Consider the following 21,865-nt stretch of genomic DNA (forward strand, 5'->3'; position numbering starts at 1 on the left):
ACAATATGAAACTACATTTAACAAACTTATACGGCATGGCTGGTGATAGTACTGTTATTCTAGCCCAAAATGCTGTACAAAAAATAGCAAGTCAACTGGGATTTAGAGAGGTTGGTATCTATTTTTACAACATTGCTTCAGATAGCCCTTCTGAGATGAATAAGCGTCTGGATGGCATTATGGCCAGTATCTCTATTGGAGATATCTTAGTCTTTCAGTCTCCAACCTGGAATGGCTTTGAATTCGATCGTATCTTTTTTGACAAATTAAAGGATATGCAAGTAAAGATTATTTGTTTTATTCATGATGTTGTTCCCCTTATGTTTGATAGTAACTATTATCTCATGAAAGAGTATATGTACATGTATAATCTATCGGACGTTTTGATTGTTCCATCTGAACAGATGAAAGAGCGCTTGATTGAAGAAGGCTTGACAACCAAGAAGATTCTTATTCAAGGGATGTGGGATCATCCTCATGATTTATCCTTATACACTCCGACTTTTAAAAAAGAACTTTTTTTTGCAGGAAGTTTAGAGCGTTTTCCAGACTTGCAAAATTGGTCTCAAGACACGCTTATGAGAGTATTTTCAAATAAAGGAGAAGCTAGTTCTAGTGCTAGAAATCTTAGCATTGAAGGATGGAAAAAAGACGAGGAACTATTGCTAGAATTATCAAAAGGTGGCTTTGGTCTTGTATGGGGAACTCATCAAAATGATGGAGAAAGTAACCAATACTATACTTTAAATATATCTCATAAGGTGAGTACCTACCTGACAGCTGGCATCCCAGTCATTGTACCAAGTAGCTTGTCAACTGCTAAATTTATAGTAGATCAAGGTCTAGGTTTTGTGGCGGATAGTCTAGAAGAAGTTCATGAGATAGTTGATAAAATGAATCTACAAGAATATCAAGAAATGACGAATCGTATCAAGACATTTAGTTATCTGCTAAAAGAGGGCTATTTCACTAAAAAGCTATTGGTAGATGCAATCTATCATTTGGGAATTGATTAAGGGAATGAGATGAACAAAACAATTGTATTAGCTGGGGATCGCAATTACACCACGCAGTTAGAAACAACTATAAAATCTATCCTATACCACAATCGAGATGTTAAGATTTATATTTTAAATCAAGATATTATGCCAGATTGGTTTCGTAAGCCACGCAAAATTGCTCGTATGTTAGGTAGTGAGATTATTGATGTGAAGTTGCCAGAACAGGCTGTGTTTCAGAATTGGAAAAAACAGGCTCACATTAGTTCAATTGCCTATGCTAGGTATTTTACCCCAGACTATATACAAGAAGATACGGTTTTGTATTTAGATTGTGACTTGCTTATCAATGATAAATTAGACAGTTTATTTGAGCAGGATATAGAAGAACATTATATAGCAGCGATTAGAGATGCAAATGGTCAAGGTTTTAATACTGGTGTTCTACTAATCAACAATGGAAAATGGCGTCAAGAGAATCTAAAAGAACGGTTAATTGAACAGTCTATAATAACAACAAAGGAAGTTGAAGAAGGCCGTTTTGAGCATTTTAATGGTGATCAAACGATTTTCAATCAGGTCTTACAAGATGATTGGTTAGAACTAGGTCGAGCTTATAATTTACAAGTAGGACATGATATTGTTGCTTTGTATAATAATTGGCAGGAACATCTAACTTTTAATAACAAACCAGTGGTGATTCATTTTACAACCTACAGAAAGCCATGGACTACCTTGATAGCCAATCGTTATCGTGATTTATGGTGGGAATTTCATGATTTGGAGTGGAGTCAGATTTTACAACACCATATAGGAGAGTTTGAAATGACATCGCCTCTAGATAAGGAATTTTCTTGTTTAACTTTGACAAATTCCCAAGATTTAGAAGGGATAGAAGAGTTAGTTACAACTTTACAAGATGTGGTATTTCATATCGCGGCTTGGACGGATATGGGTGATAAGCTGATAAAATTAGCTGTCTATGATAATGTGAGATTGCATCCACAGATTGTTCCGCCAGTATTAGATAAGTTGAAAAAGTCCACAAATCTTTATTTGGATATCCATCAGGGATCCGAAGTTGAAAGTATCTTGAGAGATGTTCTTAACTTTGGGATTCCTATCTTAAGTTTTTCTAATACACAGCATGGAATGTATAATCAAATAGTATTTGATGAAGAAAATATCAATTTAATGATAGAAGCTATCAAAGACTATGCTAGTCATTCTCGGTTTTTAAAAGATTATAATCAGGAGACATTTCATTGCTTAATATTTACTGATACACAGGACATTGAACAATTAGATTATTTAGCTCAATATCTTCCACATGTTATCTTTGATGTAGCAGCCTGGACAGATATGGGCCCTAAGTTATATGAACTACAAAATAACTATCAAAATATTCGTTTACATCCAGCTATAACGTCAGAAAAATTAGAACAATTAAAAGTAAGAATGGGCTTGTATTTGGATATTAGCTGTGGTCATTCGACACATGATGTAGTGAATTCAGTTTATGAAATGAATAAAATCATTTTCTCTTTTGAGAGTACCCAACATGGCTCTTTTGGACAACTGATATACTCTTCAAAATCACCTGAACGTATGGTAGAAGATATTAAAAATCTTATTTCTGGAACATTCAAAGCAAGAAGACCAGCGATTATGGTTAAGGATATCGATCAAACTCTAGATTATATAATAGAAAACCAATCTTCTATTATTCGTTTTGGAGATGGAGAGATGGATTTAATGTTAGGAAAATCTATTCCTTATCAAGTCTATGATGAGAATCTTGCAAGTCAGTTGAAAGAGATTATTTCTCTTCAAAGTAATGAAAAATTAGTTATCGGCTTACCAAATGTATTTGCTGGTCGTTCTAATTTTACACCAGCAGCGGAAGTCTTCTGGAAGGGACATTTAGAACATCATTTAAAAGATTATCTAGAATTAGCTAGAGCAGATTGGTATGGGACTACATTTGTATCTCGACCATACATTGACTATATGGATAAATCGCAATCATTTAGTCAGTTTGAAAAATTAAAACAAATTTGGAAGAATGAGGACATTCTGATTGTAGAAGGAGTAACTTCTCGTTCAGGTGTAGGTAATGATTTATTTGATGGAGCAAATTCAATTAAGCGAATTATCTGTCCATCCCATAATGCTTATTCGCGTATAGAAGAGATTCAAGAAGCTGTATTACAGTATGCTGAAAATCGCCTTATTTTATGTATGCTTGGTCCTACAGCCAAAATTTTATCCTATAATCTTTTTAAGAAGGGATATCGGGTTCTAGATATTGGTCATATTGATTCAGAGTATGAATGGATGAAAATGGGAGTTGATACAAAGGTTAAATTTTCTCATAAACATACGGCAGAGCATAATTTTGATCAGAATATTGAATTTATAGAGGATGAAAACTATAACAATCAGATTGTTGCAAGGATTTTAGAATAACTTATAAGTATGATTAATAAGTTCTCAATTTTGATTGAACATTTTTAGAAAAATAAAGAAATTCATGTGGGTATCTCTCTAAAAGAATAGATATTTTAAATAAAATGAGTCTATTATGAACAGGAATTTGATGGAAATTTTTCAAGATTTACATAGAGACTGCCCGACAACTATATTGCTAGATAAATAAAGATTTATTCTATAATTTTAAGATTGTAGGTGAAATGTATGGAATCTTTGATTAGTGTTATTATTCCAGTTTATAATACTGAAAGTTATATTGGAATTTGCTTGGAAAGTCTTGTTAAACAGACTTATACAAATTTTGAAGTGCTTATGATTGATGATGGTTCTACAGATAATTCAGGAAGAATTTGTCAGGAATATACAGAGAGTGACTCCCGTTTTCATTACTATAGGAAAGAAAATGGCGGAGTTTCCTCTGCTCGTAATTTGGGGATTGAATACTCCAGAGGTAATTATTTAACTTTTGTTGATTCAGATGACTGGGTAGAGGAGGATTATTTAGAAGTTCTATATTCTACTCTAGTATCCGAATCTGCGTCAGTTTCAATTTCAACATATAAAAGATTTTCTATGGAAGATAATACTTGGTATGTTCATTCTTTTCAACGAGGTTACGATAAACGAGTCTTTCATCATCTAGAATTAATCAATGAATTAATTGATTTGGATTCTTTCGATCATTCGTATCGTTTTGTAAGTGGAAAGTTAGTAAGACGAGAAGTTGTGGGGGACATTCGTTTTAATTCTCTAACTAGTTTAGGTGAAGATATGGAATTTTGGTTTAAAATCTATCTAATCTCACCTAAATCTGTCTATATCAATAGAGATAGTTATGTTTATAGAATAGGTGAAGGCTCTACGAGACATTTTAGTTTACTCAAGGTCAGGTGTGATTTACAACAGCGTGAAAATTTTATAGCTCTTCTTGCTGCTCGAAAAATAGATGTCGGTCGATACGTAGACAATTTTGTATCCCTGTTAAAATTTAGAAAAAAAGAACTTGAAGATAAAGATCTATCATTAACAGATACGATGAAATGGATTAAGGAAACATTATATTTACTTGATGAGTAAGTGAACAGATTGATTTTATGTAAAGATGATAAAAAATCTATTTGGTTTAATTTATGTAGGACAATAAATAGTGTTAGTTAGAATAAATGATAAGGATTTAAAATGGGAAATACCAAACGTGCAGTAGTATTTGCAGGTGATTACTCTTATATTCGACAAATCGAAACGGCAATGAAGTCACTTTGTAGGCATAATAGTCATGTTAAAATTTATGTACTAAATCAAGACATTCCTCAGGAATGGTTCAGTAGATTAAGGATGTATGTACAAGAGATTGGGGGCGATTTGATTGATTGCAAGTTGATTGGCTCACAGTATACAATGAACTGGTCTAATAAACTGCCTCATATCAATCATATGACCTTTGCACGCTATTTTATTCCAGATTTTGTAACAGAAGATAAAGTTCTCTATCTAGATAGTGATTTGATTGTGACTGGTGATTTGACCGATTTGTTTGGATTAGATTTAGGCGAAAACTATCTGGCCGCGGCTCGTTCTTGTTTTGGAGCAGGTCTTGGCTTCAATGCTGGTGTTCTCTTGATTAACAATAAAAAATGGAAATCAGAAACTATTCGACAAAAATTAATTGAATTAACAGAAAAAGAACATAAGAATGTCAAGGAGGGGGATCAATCAATTTTAAATATGTTGTTTAAAGATCAGTATAGCCTGCTTGAGGATAAATATAATTTTCAAATAGGTTTTGATGCTGGTGCAGCTGAGAAGAATCATGCTTTTATATTTGAAATTCCATTGACTCCTCTTCCTAAAATTTTGCACTATATTTCTCCTGATAAACCGTGGAAGCAGTTTTCTGTTGGACGTTTGAGAGAAGAGTGGTGGAAATACTCTTTTATGGAATGGAGTTATATAGTATCTAGCTGGAAAGAAAAGGGTGTTTTTTATTCTGCAGATATTTATAAACCAAAATTAACTTGTATGAATTTAACTAATTCTTGGTGTGTAGAAAAAATTGATTATCTAGTTGAGCAACTACCAGAAGTACATTTTTATATTGCTGCTCATACTTTTATGTCGGATGAATTAAAAAGATTATCTAAGTATCAAAATGTGACCCTTTATCCTAATTCTTTTCCTATTTTGGTAGAAAAAATTCTAAAGAATTCAGATATTTATTTGGATTTGAATTTAGATCAAAAGCTAGTATATGTTTATGATTTGGTGAAGAAATACAATAAACCCATGCTTAGTTTTGAAAGCAGTAGATATCAAGAACTTTCGAATAGTCAGTATGCTGGACTTTACTCTAATCAAGCTCCCTGGGAGTTAGTTGACGCAATCAGACATTATATGACAGACAAGTAAATAATGTTGATAAACGAGTTACTCCTGTGAATGGCTAGATAAAGATTTATTGACATATTTGGAGGCTAAAAAATAATGAGCGAATTAATTAGTGTTGTGGTACCGATATACAATACAGAGAAATATTTAGTGGAGTGTGTCGAGCATATTCTAAAGCAAACCTATCAAAATATAGAAATTATTTTAGTTGATGATGGTTCGACGGATAATTCTGGGGAAATTTGTGATACTTTTATGATGCAAGATAAGCGTGTCAGAGTGTTTCATCAAGAAAATCAGGGAGCAGCACAAGCTAAAAATGTAGGTCTGCGTGAAGCTAGAGGAGAATATATCACGATTGTTGATTCCGATGATATTGTAAAAGAAAATATGATTGAAACTCTTTATCAGCAAGTTAAAGAGAAAAATGCGGACATAGTGATAGGAAATTACTATAATTATGACGAAAGTGATGGGAATTTTTATTTTTATGTAACAGGGCAAGATTTTTGTGTCGCAGAACTATCTATACAAGAAATTATGAACCGTCAAGCAAGAGATTGGCAATTCAATAGTTCAGCCTTTATATTGCCGACATTTAAGTTGATTAAAAAAGAATTATTTAATGAAGTTCACTTTTCAAATGGTTGCCGCTTTGATGATGAAGCAACCATGCATCGCTTTTATCTTTTAGCGTCTAAAATCGTCTTTATAAACGCTAATCTTTATCTATATAGAAGACGTTCAGGTAGTATTATGAGATCTAAATTTGATCTTTCTTGGGCAAGAGATATTGTTGAAGTGTTTTCTAAGAAAATATCGGATTGTGTCTTGGCTGATTTGGATGTCTCCGTTCTGCGTATTCGATTTGTCAATCTTTTAAAGGATTATAAGCAAACTTTAGAAGACCATCAATTAACAGATACTGAGGAATATAAAGATATTTGTTTTAGATTGAAGCTCTTTTTTGAAGCAGAGCAAAGAAATAGTAAAAGTTGAAATAAAAAGATTGTTGTTTACCAGATCACAAATAATGAAGGTAAGGGGAGTATTTTGTGACTAAGATTTATTCGTCAATAGCAGTAAAAAAAGGACTATTTACCTTATTTCTACTGTTTATCTATGTATTGGGAAGTCGTATTACTCTCCCTTTTGTTGACCTAAATAGTAAAGATTTTTTAGGAGGTTCAACAGCTTATCTAGCCTTCTCAGCCGCCCTAACAGGTGGAAATCTAAGAAGTTTGTCAATTTTTTCTATAGGATTATCACCTTGGATGTCATCTATGATCTTATGGCAGATGTTTTCTTTTTCGAAAAAATTAGGCTTGAGTTCTACAGCGATTGAAATTCAAGATCGTCGAAAAATGTATCTGACCTTGCTGATTGCTGTTATTCAGTCATTGGCAGTTAGCTTGAGCTTACCAGTACAATCCTCTTACTCGTCATTTTTGGTTGTTGGGATGAATACCTTGTTGCTGATAGCAGGGGCATTTTTCCTTATTTGGTTGTCAGATTTAAATGCTGGTATGGGGATTGGGGGATCTATTGTAATCCTCCTATCCAGCATTGTTTTAAATATCCCTCAGGATGTTATTGAAACTTTTAAACTGGTTCATATCCCTACAGGGATTGTTGTCTTGCTTGTTTTTATGTCCATTATATTTTCTTACTTGCTTGCCCTTATGTATCGAGCTCGCTATTTGGTTCCTGTTAATAAAATTGGCTTACATAATCGTTTTAAACGCTATTCTTATCTCGAAATCATGTTGAATCCTGCAGGTGGGATGCCCTATATGTATGTGATGAGTTTTCTTAGTGTACCAGCTTATCTGTTCATCTTGTTGGGATTTATTTTCCCTAATCATTCAGGGCTAGTGGCTTTATCAAAGGAATTTATGGTTGGAAAGCCTTTGTGGGTCTATGTTTATATTTCGGTCTTATTTTTATTTAGTATCATTTTTGCATTTGTTACTATGAATGGAGAAGAGATTGCTGACCGCATGAAAAAATCTGGAGAATACATTTATGGAATTTATCCAGGCGAGGACACTAGTCGATTTATTAATCGATTGGTCCTTCGTTTCGCAGTCATAGGTGGTCTCTTTAATGTGATTATGGCAGGTGGCCCTATGCTTTTTGTTTTGTTTGATGAAAAGTTATTAAGATTAGCAATGATTCCAGGCTTGTTTATGATGTTTGGAGGCATGATTTTTACGATTCGAGACGAGGTCAAGGCTCTACGGTTAAATGAAACCTATAAACCCTTGATTTAGGAGGCTTTTATGTATTATTTTATTCCAGCTTGGTATGGTTCAGAAAGAACATGGCATACCAATATCACTCCATGGTATTTTTCTCATTTTCGTTTTGAATTTGATGATACCTTTCATCAGATTCGGATTTTTCAAGAGCAAGATATAGATTCTCGTCTATTAGTATTAGCTTACCAGCCTCATTTGCGTTATTTTTTACATAGGCATGGGGTTTTGGAAACAGAAACATATTCTATTTTTGACGTTATGCAAGATTTTCATAATCTCCATACCCAAGTTTTAACCATTAGAGATATTGAGTGGGATAATGACTGTGAATTTATTTATAGTCCCTTTACAATTATTGTTCAAAAAAATAGGAAGAAATTTGCTAAGGTTGAACATGGGGTCGAAGGATTCATCAGTGATATACAGTATTTTGAACCGAATGGACAAGTAGATACGCACTATATCATGGATGATCGTGGGTTTGTATCAAGTGTTGTCTTTTTTGAAGATGGGCAAGCCGCTTATCAAGAATATCTGAATTCCAAGGGAGTGTGGCAATTTAGAGAGCATATAAAAGAAGGGGGACGGGTAGAAGTCAATCCAATTTTTGGTTACCGCTTTAAAGCGCTTATCTATCAAGACATGGGAGATTTGGTGGCAGAATTTTTTGAGAATTATCTGCAAACATATGTGAAGGATATGGATATTTTTATGGTTCCATCTCATTCTCACCATGACCAGTTTGTATTAGACCGTTTACCAAGAGAAAATCCGAAACTATTGAGTCTTTTCATTGGACGTAATCCTCAAGATACCTTTAGAGATTTAGATTTAACTTTTGAAAAGTCTGATTTGATTTTGGTGGATAGAGAGGATAGTTTACGATTGTTGCAGGAGTTGTATCCTAAACGAATGCATCAATTTTATCATTTATCATCTTTTGACACCCGCTTACGATTGGGGAGAAGCCAAACTAAGAAAGAATCTATCATTTATTATCAACTGGATTTTGAGCAGGGAATTGATAACCAAGCTCTACTTCAAGTCTTGGCCTTTGTCGCTGAAAATAAGGATACTGAGGTGATTTTTGGAGCATATGCTGCTAGTCAGGAGCAAATGAATGAGGTGGAAGGGATTGTTGAGTCTTTCATCCAAGAAAACATTCAATCTGAAAATCTGGGGAAGGAGATTGATTATGGTGACGCAGAAAATCCTCTGGAAGAAAATCAACACCAGGACTTACGCATACAGTTTGTCAATTTGAATGATGAGTTAGATTTGATAAAAACACTAGAATTTGTCCGTTTGATTGTGGATTTAAATAGACATCCTCATCTCTACATACAGATAGCTGGTATTAGTGCAGGAATTCCTCAAATCAACCTAGTTGAAACCGTCTATGTTGAACATTTAAAAAATGGTTATTTGCTGACAGATGTGACAGAATTTTCTAAGGCTGCACATTATTACACAGATAGGTTGAAAGAGTGGAATGAGTCCTTGATTTATTCGATTGATAAGATTAAGGAGCACACAGGACAACAATTTCTTGAAAAATTAGAGAAATGGATAGAGGGGGTTAAAAATGTCAAAGGAACTTAATATTTTACAGATAGGACTAACCAATTGGGGAAATCAGTATGACATACCTGAAAATATGACTTGGTATCATTTTTACCCCAACTCATCAGTATCCCTTCGTGAAATAATAGAAAAAGAGGATATTAGCCGTTTTCATGCTGTTTTAATAGAAGATTGTCAGTATGCCAAAGACTTATTTCCCTTTGTAAATTATTTTGAACCTTATACTTTGTTCTATAACCAGAATCTACAAATAAATGATAGAGAGGTTGTGGATTTTCTAAAAAAACGATGTGCACAAGCAATTGATTTTTCAAGTCCCCAACAATTAATCAATGATTTGAGTAAATCGCTTTTTGGCGGTGGGTATGGTGACAAACTCTTTCCTTCGACGATACAAGTGAATCCAAATTTTACGGGAGCTATTTCTTATCAAGGATTGGATTATGTGAGTTTGGAAGGTGGTTTTGGTCAAGATTTTTCTCAACTTGCATATTGGGCTTATAATATAGTAGTTTACAAAACACTTCCTATTGAGTTGTGGCTTGAATATGAAAAGCAAGGAAATTGTGACTTTCGTTTGGTCATCCGTAAAATATGGAGTGGTTCTGTTGATGATGTTTTTGAAGAGACAATAGTGTCTGAAAAAGACTTGGAGCAAGCACTTTTTATGGATAGTAGAGATGGTGACTACATTATCTCGATATCTGTTGAAGCAAGAGGTCATGGAACTATCAAACTAGGTAATCTTCACCAACGTTGGAGTCGAAAACAATTTGGTAAGTTTGTACTTGGTGGAAATATCCTACATGATTCCAAGCGCGATGAAATAAACTATTTCTTCCATCCAGGTGATTTTAAACCGCCTTTGGCTGTCTATTTTGCAGGTTATCGACCCGCAGAAGGATTCGAGGGCTACTTTATGATGAAAAATCTAGGATGTCCCTTTATTTTATTTTCTGATCCACGTTTAGAGGGGGGAGCTTTTTATCTAGGAACCGATGAGCTAGAGGGAAAAGTCAAAGAGACGATTGCTCACTATCTTGATTATTTAGGCTTTGATCGCAAGGATTTGATTTTATCAGGCCTTTCTATGGGAACGTTTCCAGCTCTCTATTATGGTGCTTTTTTTGAACCTCATGCTATCATAGTTGGTAAGCCCTTGGCAAACTTAGGAACCATAGCTGGTCGTGGACGTTTGGACGCACCAGGTGTCTCTAACTTAGCTTTTGATTGTTTAATTCACCATACAGGTGGGACGAGTTGGCAAGATATGACAGAGCTGGATCAGCGTTTTTGGAAAATCTTTAAACAAGCAAATTTTTCAAAGACAACTTTTGGTTTGTCCTATATGAAGGATGAAGAAATGGATCCTCAGGCTTATGAGAAACTAGTTACTTATTTGTGTAATACGGGTGCAAAGATTTTGTCTAAAGGAACTGCTGGACGACACAATGATGATACAGATACCAATGTTGCTTGGTTTATCCACTTTTATCGGATGGTACTAGCAAGTGGTTTTGGAAGGGAAAAAGAATGATTATCACGCAGAGAGAGACTATTTATTGGGGTGAGATAGGTGGGACCTATATGTACGGTTCAAATGTATCCTACTACCCAGACAAGAGTGTGCGTTTATATAACCCCCTCCTGCCATCTGGTGAAGTTTTGAAGACTTGGTTTTCTAGTGTTAATTACCAAGGTGCTAGGACCCAGCCACAACTTCCTTTACTCAAAAGAAATCATCAATATCATTTAGCGATGCATTTTGATTGTCAACCTGAGAATGGTGTCTATATCAAACTGCTCTTCTTAAATCGTTATGAGGATGTATTGGAAGAAAAAGTTGAAAAGGCAAGAGAGTTTACCTTTACTTATCCAGAGGATACCTATACTTATCGCATTTCCCTTTTGAGTGCTGGTTTTCAAGAATTAACCTTTTATGATTTTTCAATCAAGGAGATAAAAAGTGTTTAGACGATTCAGTCAAGATTTCCAGCTTAAGAAAGTGAAAAATATTTTAAAGAGGATCAATACCTTAAAAGGCAAGATGTCCTCTCTTTCGGATCAAGAATTAGTCGCTAAAACAGTGGAGTTTCGTCAGCGTCTTTCCAAGGGAGAAAGTTTAGATGACCTTTTAGTAGAAGCTTTTGCAGTGGTGCGTGAAGCAGACAAGCGGATTTTAGGTATGTTCCCCTATGATGTTCAGGTCATGGGAGCTATTGTCATGCACTACGGAAATGTTGCTGAGATGAATACAGGTGAAGGTAAAACCCTAACAGCCACCATGCCGGTCTATTTGAACGCTCTTTTAGGTCAAGGTGTGATGGTTGTTACGCCTAATGAGTATTTATCAAAGCGGGATGCAGAGGAAATGGGCCAAGTTTATCGTTTCCTAGGCTTGACTATTGGGGTCCCATTTACAGGGGATCCAAAGAAGGAAATGAAAGCAGAAGAAAAGAAACTGATCTATGCTTCGGATATCATTTACACAACCAATGGTAATTTAGGTTTTGATTACCTAAATGATAATCTAGCTTCTAATGAAGAAGGTAAGTTTTTGCGACCTTTTAACTATGTCATCATTGATGAAATTGACGATATCTTGCTTGATAGTGCACAAACTCCTTTGATTATTGCGGGTTCTCCCCGTGTTCAGTCTAATTACTATGCAATCATTGATGCACTAGTGACAACGCTAGTCGAAGGAGAAGATTATATTTTCAAAGAGGAGAAGGAAGAGATTTGGCTTACTACTAAGGGGGCTAAGTCTGCTGAAAGTTTCCTAGGGATTGATAATTTGTATAAGGAAGAACATGCGTCCTTTGCTCGTCATTTAGTCTATGCGATACGAGCCCATAAACTCTTTACAAAAGATAAGGACTATGTCATTCGAGGGAATGAAATGATACTGGTTGATAAAGGGACAGGGCGTCTAATGGAGAAGACAAAACTACAGGGAGGCCTTCATCAGGCCATTGAAGCCAAGGAACATGTGAAGTTGTCTCCTGAAACGAGGGCCATGGCTTCCATCACCTATCAGAGTCTTTTTAAAATGTTCAATAAGATATCTGGTATGACAGGGACAGGTAAGGTAGCGGAAAAAGAGTTTATTGAAACCTACAATATGTCTGTAGTATGTATTCCAACCAATCGTCCTAGACAACGGATTGATTATCCAGATAATCTCTATGTCACTTTACCTGAAAAAGTATATGCGTCCTTGGAGTACATCAAGGAATACCATGCTAAGGGAAATCCCCTACTTGTTTTTGTAGGCTCAGTTGAAATGTCTCACCTTTATTCATCTCTCTTGCTTCGTGAAGGGATTGCCCACAATGTCTTAAATGCAAATAATGCTGCTCGTGAGGCCCAAATTATCGCTGAATCAGGTCAGATGGGAGCCGTAACAGTAGCAACCTCTATGGCCGGACGTGGGACGGATATCAAACTCGGTAAGGGAGTCGCTGAACTTGGTGGCTTGATTGTCATTGGAACAGAGCGGATGGAAAGTCAACGTATTGACCTTCAAATCCGTGGACGTTCTGGTCGTCAGGGAGATCCTGGTATGAGTAAGTTTTTTGTATCCTTAGAGGACGATGTTATTAAGAAATTTGGGCCATCTTGGGTTCACAAGAAGTATAAAGATTATCAAGTTCAAGATATGACGCAACCAGAAATTCTCAAAGGTCGTAAGTATCGTAACCTGGTTGAAAGGGCTCAACATGCCAGTGACAGTGCTGGTCGAACTGCTCGTCGTCAGACCTTAGAGTATGCTGAGAGCATGAATATCCAACGCGATATGGTTTATAAGGAACGTAATCGTCTAATAGATGGTTCTCGTGACTTAGAAGATGTAGTTGTGGATATCATTGAGAGATATACAGAAGAGGTAGCGTCTAAACACTATGCCAGTCGTGAATTACTGTTTCACTTTATCGTTACCAATATCAGTTTCCATGTAAAAAAAATTCCAGATAATCTAGACTTATCTGATCAGAAGCAAGTCCAATCCTTTATTCAACAAGTTGTGCATAGAGAACTTTCTGAAAAGAAAGCATTACTTGAGAAACATGACTTGTATGAACAGTATTTACGACTCTCTCTACTGAAGGCTATTGATGATAACTGGGTGGAGCAAGTAGACTATCTACAACAATTGTCTATGGCGATAGGTGGCCAATCTGCTGCACAGAAAAACCCAATTGTAGAATATTATCAAGAAGCCTATGCGGGCTTTGAAACGATGAAAGAGCAAATTCGTGCTGATATGGTACGAAATCTCCTGATGGGGCTGGTTGAGGTCACTCCAAAAGGTGAAATCGTGACTCATTTTCCATAAGAGGAGAAAATATGACAATTTACAATATAAATTTAGGAATTGGTTGGGCCAGTAGCGGTGTAGAATATGCCCAAGCCTATCGTGCCGGTATTTTTCGAAGTTTGAATTTACCCTCTAAATTTATCTTTACAGATATGATTTTAGCGGATAACATTCAGCACTTAACAGCCAATATTGGTTTTGATGATGAGCAAGTTATCTGGCTTTATAATTACTTTACAGATATCAAGATTGCACCGACTAGCGTGACAGTGGCTGATGTCTTAGCTAGGTTTGACGGTGTTGAAAGTCGTAGAGAAAAGAATGGCAAGACTTTGCGTATCTTCTTTTCAGACCAAGATAAGTTTGTCACCTGTTACTTGGTTGATGAGAACAAGGACTTGGTCCAGCATGCTGAGTATGTTTTTAAAGGAAAACTGATTCGTAAGGATTACTTTTCTTATACGCGTTATTGTAGCGAGTTCTTTGCTCCAAAGGACAATGTTGCAGTCCTATACCAACGAACTTTTTACAATGAAGACGGGGCTCCAGCCTATGATATCTTGATGAATCAAGGCAAGGAAGAAGTTTATCGTTTTAAGGATAAGATTTTCTATGGAAAACAAGCTTTCATGCGTGCTTTTATGAAATCCTTGAATTTGAATAAGTCTGATTTGGTCATTCTCGATAGGGAGACAGGCATTGGTCAGGTTGTGTTTGAGGAAGCACAGGCAGCGCATCTAGCGGTAGTTGTTCATGCGGAGCATTATAGTGAAAATGCTACAAATGAGGACTATATCCTTTGGAATAACTATTATGACTATCAGTTTACCAATGCAGATAAGGTTGACTTCTTTATCGTATCAACTGATAAGCAGAGAGAAGTTCTGCAAGAGCAATTTGCTAAATACACCCAGTACCAACCAAAGGTTGTTACCATTCCTGTTGGTAGTATTGATGCATTAACTGAGTCAAGTCAAGGGCGCAAGCCATTTTCATTGATTACGGCTTCACGTCTTGCCAAAGAAAAACACATTGATTGGTTGGTCAAGGCGGTCATTGAAGCTCGTAAGGAAATTTCTGAATTAACCTTTGATATTTATGGTAGTGGTGGAGAAGATTCTCTGCTCAGAGAAATTATTGCAACTCATCATGCTGAGGATTATATCCAGCTCAAGGGGCATGCGGATCTTGCGCAGATTTATAGCCAGTATGAGGTCTACTTGACGGCATCTACCAGCGAAGGCTTTGGTTTGACCTTGATGGAAGCTATTGGTTCAGGTCTACCACTAATCGGTTTTGATGTGCCTTATGGCAATCAGACCTTTATAGAAGATGGGCAAAATGGTTATCTGATTCCAAGTTCATCTGACCATGTAGAAGACCAAATCAAGCGAGCTTATGCAGCGAAGATTTGCCAATTGTATCAAGAAAATCGTTTGGAAGCTATGCGTGCCCATTCTTATCAAATTGCAGAAGGCTTTTTAACCAAAGAAATTTTAGAAAAGTGGAAGAAAACAGTAGAGGAGGTGCTCCATGATTGAACTTTATGATCGTTATAGTCAGGAAAGTCGAGATTTACATGAAAGTCTAGTCGCTACTAGTCTTTCTCAACTTGGAGTGGTTATCGATGCAGATGGTTTTTTGCCTGATGGTCTGGTTTCTCATTTTACCTATTATCTAGGTTACGAGGATGGAAAACCTCTCTATTTTAACCAAGTCCCTGTTCCAGCTTTTTGGGAAATTTCAGGAAATAATCAGTCTGCTCGTATTGAGGATGTGACACAGGAGAGGGCCGTTATTCATTATGCTGATGGAATGCAGGCTCGCTTGGTTAAGCAAGTAGATTGGAAAGACCTGGAAGGTCGAGTCCGTCAAGTTGATCATTACAATCGTTTCGGAGCTTGTTTTGCTACAACGACTTATAGCGCAGATAGTGAGTCGGTGATGACGGTTTACCAAGATGTCAATGGTCAGGAAGTTTTACTTGAAAACCATGTGACGGGTGATATCTTATTGACCTTACCTGGTCAGTCCATACGTTACTTTGCAAATAAGGTTGAATTTATTACCTTCTTTTTGCAAGATTTGGAAATAGATACAAGTCAGCTTATCTTTAATACTTTAGCGACTGCTTTCTTGGTTTCCTTCTATCATCCAGATAAATCTGGTTCAGATGTTTTGGTGTGGCAGGAACCTCTCTATGACACCATTCCAGGCAATATGCAGTTAATTTTGGAAAGCGCTGATGTGCGTACTAAGAAAATCATCATTCCCAACAAGGCGACTTATGAACGCGCTTTAGAGTTGACTGACGAGAAATACCATGATCAGTTTGTGCACCTGGGTTACCATTATCAGTTCAAACGTGATAATTTCCTAAGACGAGATGCCTTAATCTTGACCAACTCAGATCAGATTGAGCAAGTGGAAGCAATCGTAGAAGCCCTGCCTGATGTTACCTTCCGTATCGCAGCGGTGACAGAGATGTCTTCTAAATTATTAGATATGCTTCACTATCCTAATGTGGTTCTTTACCAGAACGCTAGTCCACAGAAGATTCAGGAGTTGTATCAGTTGTCTGATATTTATTTGGATATAAACCACAGCAATGAGTTATTGCATGCAGTGCGTCATGCCTTTGAGCACAATCTCTTGATTCTGGGATTCAACCAAACGGTACACAATAGACTCTATATCGCTCCTGATCATCTATTTGAAAGTAGTGAGGTTGCTCCTTTGGTTGAGACCATTAAACTGGCCCTTTCAGATGTTGCTCAAATGAGTCAGGCACTTGGGAAGCAAGGCCAACATGCAAACTATGTTGACTTGGTGAGATATCAGGAAACCATGCAAACCGTTTTAGGAGGCTAACATGTCAGACGAAGATTTATTTTACAAAGACGTTGAAGGTCGCATGGAAGAGTTGAAACAAAAACCTATCAAGAAAGAAAAAGAAACCCGAGGGGAAAAGATTAGTAAAACTTTTTCACTCATCTTGGGTTTAATGATTCTGATTGGTTTACTCTTTACTTTGTTGGGAATTTTGAGGTAGGCCTATGACTGACATACTGATTGTTTTAGCTATTGTCTTCTCTCTTGCTTTGATTGTATTGGTGACCATACAACCTCGTCAAAATCAACTATTTTCCATGGATGCGACCAGTAATATTGGTAAACCAAGCTACTGGCAGAGCAACACCTTGGTCAAGGTTCTCACTTTATTGGTGAGTTTGTCCTTATTTGTCTTACTATTAACCTTTATGGTAATAACTTATAAATAAAAGAAAACTTCAGATATTCACCTTTTGTGATTGGTCTGAAGTTTTATTTTTTACACTCAATGAAAATCAAAGAGCAAATTAGGAAGCTAGCCGAAGGCTGCTCAAAACACCGTTTTGAGGTTGTAGATAAGACTGACGAAGTCAGTAACCTTACCTACGGCAAGGTGAAGCTGACGTAGTTTGAAGAGATTTTCGAAGAGTATTACTGTCCATATTTTTGGTAAAAATCGACCTTGACCTGGATAAAGGTTTCGGCTTCGCGTAGTAGCTGTAGGAGGGTGGCACGGGTCTCAAACTCCTCGCGTGTTTTAGGGAGACTCCGATTGCGGAAGACTTGTAGATAGCGTTCGATGTCATCAAGTAAGTCATGAGCAGGATTGGTCTGGCTTAGTTGGGCAGCGATCTTAGAAAAGAGTTGGGCCAAAATCAAACTCTCACTTGCAGCCAGATGACAGGTATTGATCTGCTGGGCCATATTTCGCAGGATACGACTTTGTCGCTGTCTCATCTCAAAGTAGTGGATGTGGTAGTCCGTCTGGTGAAAGAGGTGGTCCGAGTGGTCCAAATAGACCAGCTTGAGGGCTTCATCAAGAAGGCTATCTAACTCGTCAACGAGTTGGGCTTGATTGCGCCCATCTCCTCTTGACAGATAGTATTTAAAGCGAAGCAGGATGTCTTTTAACTTTTCTTCGACCTGAAGGTGATAGCTGTGAATGGCCTTTTCCCGAGAGGGCATGTAAAGGTTGACCAACAGAGCAAAGCTTGTCCCGATGAGAAAGAGGAACACTTCATTGAGCAAGAGAGCTGGAGAAGTAGACTCCTGTACCAAGAGATGACCGACCAAGACACTGCTAGGTGTGATGCCGATTTCCCAGCCCATTTTGTAAGCAAGAGGCACGTAGAGAGCCAGATAGAGGCCTAGACTCCAGATGTGAAAGCCGGTCAGCTGAAAGGCTAGAACACCGATCGCGAGCGCTAGGAGCATGGAAAAGAGGCGGTTGCGTGCTAATTTCAGCGTGCTTCTGCGCGTGTCGGAGAGGCTTAAGAGAGCGATGATTCCAGCTGAAACTGCTGATGATAAATCTAAAAAATAAGCGAGAAAACAAGCAAGGCAGGTCGCCAAGATCAGTTTTGTCGTACGTTGGGTGATAGACATGAGAATTTCCTAAAAAGTTGATAATAGAGAGCGGAAAGGAGCAAATCCCACGCTTTTGTTGATTATAGTATAAATATGCCATAAAATCAAGATTTGACTAAATAATCAAATGAAATTTGAATATTTATAGGGAATAGTCTTCAGATAAGTTATGGTATAATAGGAAAAAGGAGTTTTGTATGCAAGAATTTTTTCAACGTTATTTTGATAAACTTGATTTAACAACCATGTTAGAGAATCTTTTGACCAAGTTAATCTCTCTTTTGATTCTCATCCTTCTATTTTATATAGCCAAAAAGATCCTCCATGCGACTGTCCGAAAGATTGTCAAGCCCTCGCTTAAATTCTCAAATCGAGATGCTGGCAGACAGAAGACCATTTCTCGTTTGCTTGAGAATATCTTTAACTATACCCTTTATTTCTTTTTAATCTACTGTATCTTGTCCATTTTAGGTTTGCCAGTTTCCAGCCTCCTTGCTGGGGCAGGAATTGCTGGGGTTGCCATTGGGATGGGGGCGCAAGGTTTTCTATCCGATGTCATCAATGGCTTTTTCATCCTCTTTGAACGCCAGCTCGATGTGGGCGACGAGGTGGTTCTCACAAATGGACCGATTACCGTCTCTGGCAAGGTTGTCAGTGTCGGAATCCGCACGACCCAACTTCGAAGTGAGGACCAAGCCCTTCACTTTGTTCCAAACCGAAATATCACTGTTGTCAGTAACTTTTCCCGCACAGAGTAGGTCTGCTATTTTGGCAGATTTGTGGTACAATAGAAAGAGTTTGGTAAAGGAGAAAATATGTTTGTAGAAAAGCAGTTGGGCAATGGATGCACTTGGATTAACCTAGATTTGGGAAAATTGAAAAAACTAGAAGATCTCTCTGAAATCTATGGATTGGACAAGGAAACCATCGAATACGCACTGGATAGAAATGAGCGCGCCCACATGGACTACCACCGCGAAAGTGGAACCGTCACCTTTATCTACAATGTATTGGATTTGAAAAAGGACAAGGAATACTATGAAGCCTTTCCCATGACCTTTATCGTGGAGCATCATCGCTTGATTACGATTAGTAATAAGAAAAATGCCTATGTGATTGAACAGATGACACGTTATTTAGAGAGTCATGATATGCTTTCTATCTACAAATTTCTCTTTGCTAGTCTGGAAATCATCAGCAATGCCTACTATCCTGTCATCGAACAGATGGATAAAAGTAAGGATGAGGTCAATGGCCTCTTGCGTCAGCGAACGACCAAGAAAAACCTCTTTGCCCTTTCCGACTTGGAGACTGGTATGGTCTATCTGACAGCGGCTGCCAAGCAAAATCGCATGTTGCTAGAACATATCCAAGGACATGCCCTTTATCGCAGATTTAACGAAGTTGAGAGAGAACAGTTTGATGATGCCATGATTGAGGCTCACCAGCTGGTTTCGATGACCGATTTGATTTCTCAAGTTCTGAAACAACTCTCAGCCTCTTACAACAATATCCTAAACAACAACCTGAATGATAACTTGACAACCTTGACCATTATTTCAGTTTTACTAGCAGTCTTGGCAGTAGTGACGGGCTTCTTCGGGATGAATGTTCCCCTCCCCTTCACAGACGAGCCCTATGCTTGGGTCTACATCAGCTTGGCTAGTGCAGTTTTATGGCTGGTCTTGTCATTGATTTTGAGAAAAATTGCGAAAAAAAGTTAAGAAAAGGAGCCAGAATGGCGATTGAAAACTATATGCCAGATTTTGCTGTGGAAGCAGTCTATGATCTGACAGTCCCAAGCCTGCAGGCGCAGGGGATCAAGGCTGTTTTGGTCGATTTGGACAATACCCTCATTGCTTGGAACAACCCTGATGGGACACCAGAGATGAAACAGTGGCTACATGACCTTCGGGATGCAGGTATTCGCATCATCGTGGTCTCAAATAATACCAAAAAACGAGTTCAACGCGCAGTTGAGAAATTTGGGATTGATTACGTTTATTGGGCATTGAAACCCTTCACATTTGGGATTGACCGTGCCATGAAGGAATTCCACTATGAGAAAAATGAAGTGGTCATGGTCGGCGACCAGCTCATGACCGATATTCGGGCAGCGCATCGTGCGGGTATTCGCTCGATCTTAGTCAAACCCTTGGTTCAACATGACTCTGTCAAGACGCAGATTAACCGGGCTCGCGAGCGCCGTGTCATGAAGCAAATTACTGAAAAGTACGGACCGATTACATATAAAAAAGGAATCTAACTATGGAAGAAATTCTCTGTATTGGTTGTGGAGCAACCATTCAGACGACAGACAAGGCTGGTCTTGGATTTACTCCCCAGTCGGCACTCGAAAAAGGATTGGAGACAGGCGAAGTCTATTGCCAACGCTGTTTCCGTCTCCGTCATTACAATGAAATCACAGATGTCCAGTTGACGGACGATGATTTCCTCAAACTCTTGCACGAGGTTGGAGACAGTGATGCCTTGGTGGTCAATGTCATTGATATCTTTGACTTTAATGGCTCTGTCATCCCAGGCTTGCCACGCTTTGTATCGGGCAATGATGTCCTCTTGGTTGGAAATAAAAAAGATATCCTGCCCAAGTCTGTTAAACCGGGCAAGATTAGCCAGTGGCTCCTGGAACGTGCCCACGAAGAAGGACTTCGTCCAGTAGATGTCGTTCTAACTTCGGCGCAAAATAAACATGCCATCAAGGAAGTCATTGACAAGATTGAACACTACCGTAAGGGCCGCGATGTCTATGTCGTTGGCGTGACAAACGTTGGGAAATCAACCCTCATCAATGCCATCATCCAGGAAATCACGGGTGATCAGAATGTCATTACGACTTCGCGATTCCCAGGGACAACCTTGGACAAGATTGAGATCCCACTTGATGACGGATCTTATATCTACGATACGCCGGGGATTATCCACCGCCACCAGATGGCTCACTACTTGACGGCTAAAAATCTTAAGTATGTCAGCCCTAAAAAGGAAATCAAGCCTAAAACCTATCAGCTCAATTCGGAGCAAACCCTGTTTTTAGGCGGTTTAGGACGATTTGACTTTATTGCAGGAGAAAAGCAAGGTTTTACTGCCTTCTTTGACAATGAACTCAAACTCCATCGTACCAAGCTAGAAGGTGCTAGTGCTTTCTATGACAAGCACCTAGGAACCCTTTTGACTCCACCAAATAGCAAGGAAAAGGAAGATTTTCCAAAACTGGTTGAGCATGTCTTTACCATCAAGGACAAGACTGACCTAGTCATCTCAGGACTCGGCTGGATCCGAGTAACAGGCACCGCCAAAGTCGCCGTCTGGGCACCAGAAGGCGTCGCAGTCGTCACACGAAAAGCAATTATTTAAACACAGAAAGGAAAGGGTTGTCTTTATTA

At 37.9% G+C, this 21,865-nt stretch carries 19 protein-coding genes; 18 read left to right on the plus strand and 1 reads right to left on the minus strand.

The genetic code is table 11. The features are described 5' to 3' along the window. Positions 1-5: 5 nt before the first annotated feature. The 14 genes from HMPREF8571_RS04570 (at position 6) to asp5 (ending at position 17,323) form a co-directional block, all read left to right on the plus strand. Positions 6-1,016: a sugar transferase gene (locus HMPREF8571_RS04570; RefSeq protein ID WP_000766251.1), complete on the plus strand. Its 1,011-nt coding sequence runs from the start codon at positions 6-8 to the stop codon at positions 1,014-1,016. Between the two features lie 9 nt (positions 1,017-1,025). Then, positions 1,026-3,467 carry an SP_1767 family glycosyltransferase gene (locus HMPREF8571_RS04575; protein WP_001044149.1) on the plus strand — a complete coding sequence of 814 codons (2,442 nt, stop codon included), beginning with the start codon at positions 1,026-1,028 and terminating at the stop codon, positions 3,465-3,467. A 228-nt stretch (positions 3,468-3,695) separates the two neighbouring features. Continuing rightward, complete coding sequence (locus HMPREF8571_RS04580) at positions 3,696-4,568, plus strand: glycosyltransferase family 2 protein (RefSeq protein ID WP_000444658.1); 873 nt, start codon at positions 3,696-3,698, stop codon at positions 4,566-4,568. Between the two features lie 102 nt (positions 4,569-4,670). Next, complete coding sequence (locus tag HMPREF8571_RS04585) at positions 4,671-5,897, plus strand: glycosyltransferase family 8 protein (RefSeq protein ID WP_004239824.1); 1,227 nt, start codon at positions 4,671-4,673, stop codon at positions 5,895-5,897. Between the two features lie 75 nt (positions 5,898-5,972). Further along, positions 5,973-6,875 (plus strand): glycosyltransferase family 2 protein, encoded by a 903-nt coding sequence (locus tag HMPREF8571_RS04590; RefSeq protein ID WP_001292318.1) that lies wholly within the window; start codon positions 5,973-5,975, stop codon positions 6,873-6,875. Positions 6,876-6,931: 56 nt separating this feature from the next. Continuing rightward, positions 6,932-8,149 carry an accessory Sec system protein translocase subunit SecY2 gene (secY2, locus tag HMPREF8571_RS04595; protein ID WP_000161865.1) on the plus strand — a complete coding sequence of 406 codons (1,218 nt, stop codon included), beginning with the start codon at positions 6,932-6,934 and terminating at the stop codon, positions 8,147-8,149. 9 nt (positions 8,150-8,158) lie between these two features. Then, entirely contained in the window at positions 8,159-9,739 is a 1,581-nt protein-coding gene (gene asp1 / locus HMPREF8571_RS04600) for an accessory Sec system protein Asp1 (RefSeq protein ID WP_000291165.1), read from the plus strand. Further along, positions 9,723-11,258 carry an accessory Sec system protein Asp2 gene (gene asp2 / locus HMPREF8571_RS04605; protein WP_000032129.1) on the plus strand — a complete coding sequence of 512 codons (1,536 nt, stop codon included), beginning with the start codon at positions 9,723-9,725 and terminating at the stop codon, positions 11,256-11,258. Before asp1 ends, asp2 begins: the two co-directional genes overlap by 17 nt. Further along, entirely contained in the window at positions 11,255-11,695 is a 441-nt protein-coding gene (gene asp3, locus HMPREF8571_RS04610) for an accessory Sec system protein Asp3 (RefSeq protein ID WP_000587533.1), read from the plus strand. The genes asp2 and asp3 overlap by 4 nt, the downstream gene beginning before the upstream one ends. Next, entirely contained in the window at positions 11,688-14,060 is a 2,373-nt protein-coding gene (gene secA2 / locus HMPREF8571_RS04615) for an accessory Sec system translocase SecA2 (protein ID WP_000489761.1), read from the plus strand. Before asp3 ends, secA2 begins: the two co-directional genes overlap by 8 nt. 11 nt (positions 14,061-14,071) lie before the next feature. Continuing rightward, positions 14,072-15,583: an accessory Sec system glycosyltransferase GtfA gene (gene gtfA, locus HMPREF8571_RS04620; protein WP_000158448.1), complete on the plus strand. Its 1,512-nt coding sequence runs from the start codon at positions 14,072-14,074 to the stop codon at positions 15,581-15,583. Further along, the gene (gtfB, locus tag HMPREF8571_RS04625) at positions 15,576-16,913 is read left to right on the plus strand and encodes an accessory Sec system glycosylation chaperone GtfB (RefSeq protein WP_000571765.1); all 1,338 of its coding nucleotides are present in this window, start codon (positions 15,576-15,578) and stop codon (positions 16,911-16,913) included. The genes gtfA and gtfB overlap by 8 nt, the downstream gene beginning before the upstream one ends. 1 nt (position 16,914) lies before the next feature. Next, complete coding sequence (asp4, locus tag HMPREF8571_RS04630; RefSeq protein WP_001278707.1) at positions 16,915-17,094, plus strand: accessory Sec system protein Asp4; 180 nt, start codon at positions 16,915-16,917, stop codon at positions 17,092-17,094. 4 nt (positions 17,095-17,098) lie between these two features. After that, positions 17,099-17,323: an accessory Sec system protein Asp5 gene (asp5, locus tag HMPREF8571_RS04635; protein WP_000129745.1), complete on the plus strand. Its 225-nt coding sequence runs from the start codon at positions 17,099-17,101 to the stop codon at positions 17,321-17,323. 202 nt (positions 17,324-17,525) lie between these two features. On the opposite strand, the gene HMPREF8571_RS04645 is transcribed toward asp5, so the two are convergent. Then, a complete protein-coding gene (locus HMPREF8571_RS04645; protein WP_000029013.1) occupies positions 17,526-18,479 on the minus strand; it encodes an aromatic acid exporter family protein in 954 nt (317 codons plus the stop codon). Positions 18,480-18,658: 179 nt separating this feature from the next. On the opposite strand from HMPREF8571_RS04645, the gene HMPREF8571_RS04650 reads away from it, so the two are divergent. Genes HMPREF8571_RS04650 through yqeH form a run of 4 tightly spaced genes read left to right on the plus strand, consistent with a single transcriptional unit; the run spans position 18,659 to position 21,836 of the window. Further along, positions 18,659-19,219, plus strand: coding sequence for a mechanosensitive ion channel family protein (locus HMPREF8571_RS04650; protein ID WP_001154833.1), 561 nt, complete (start codon positions 18,659-18,661; stop codon positions 19,217-19,219). A gap of 57 nt (positions 19,220-19,276) precedes the next feature. Beyond that, positions 19,277-20,185, plus strand: a complete 909-nt coding sequence (locus HMPREF8571_RS04655) for a magnesium transporter CorA family protein (RefSeq protein ID WP_000497409.1) — start codon at positions 19,277-19,279, stop codon at positions 20,183-20,185. 14 nt (positions 20,186-20,199) lie between these two features. Then, on the plus strand, positions 20,200-20,727 hold the full coding sequence (locus tag HMPREF8571_RS04660; protein WP_000963746.1) for a YqeG family HAD IIIA-type phosphatase: 528 nt from the start codon (positions 20,200-20,202) through the stop codon (positions 20,725-20,727). Positions 20,728-20,729: 2 nt separating this feature from the next. Further along, complete coding sequence (gene yqeH, locus HMPREF8571_RS04665) at positions 20,730-21,836, plus strand: ribosome biogenesis GTPase YqeH (protein WP_000391179.1); 1,107 nt, start codon at positions 20,730-20,732, stop codon at positions 21,834-21,836. Positions 21,837-21,865: the final 29 nt, after the last annotated feature.

The organism is Streptococcus mitis ATCC 6249 (assembly GCF_000146585.1).
In the GTDB taxonomy this organism is placed as follows: domain Bacteria; phylum Bacillota; class Bacilli; order Lactobacillales; family Streptococcaceae; genus Streptococcus; species Streptococcus mitis_AZ.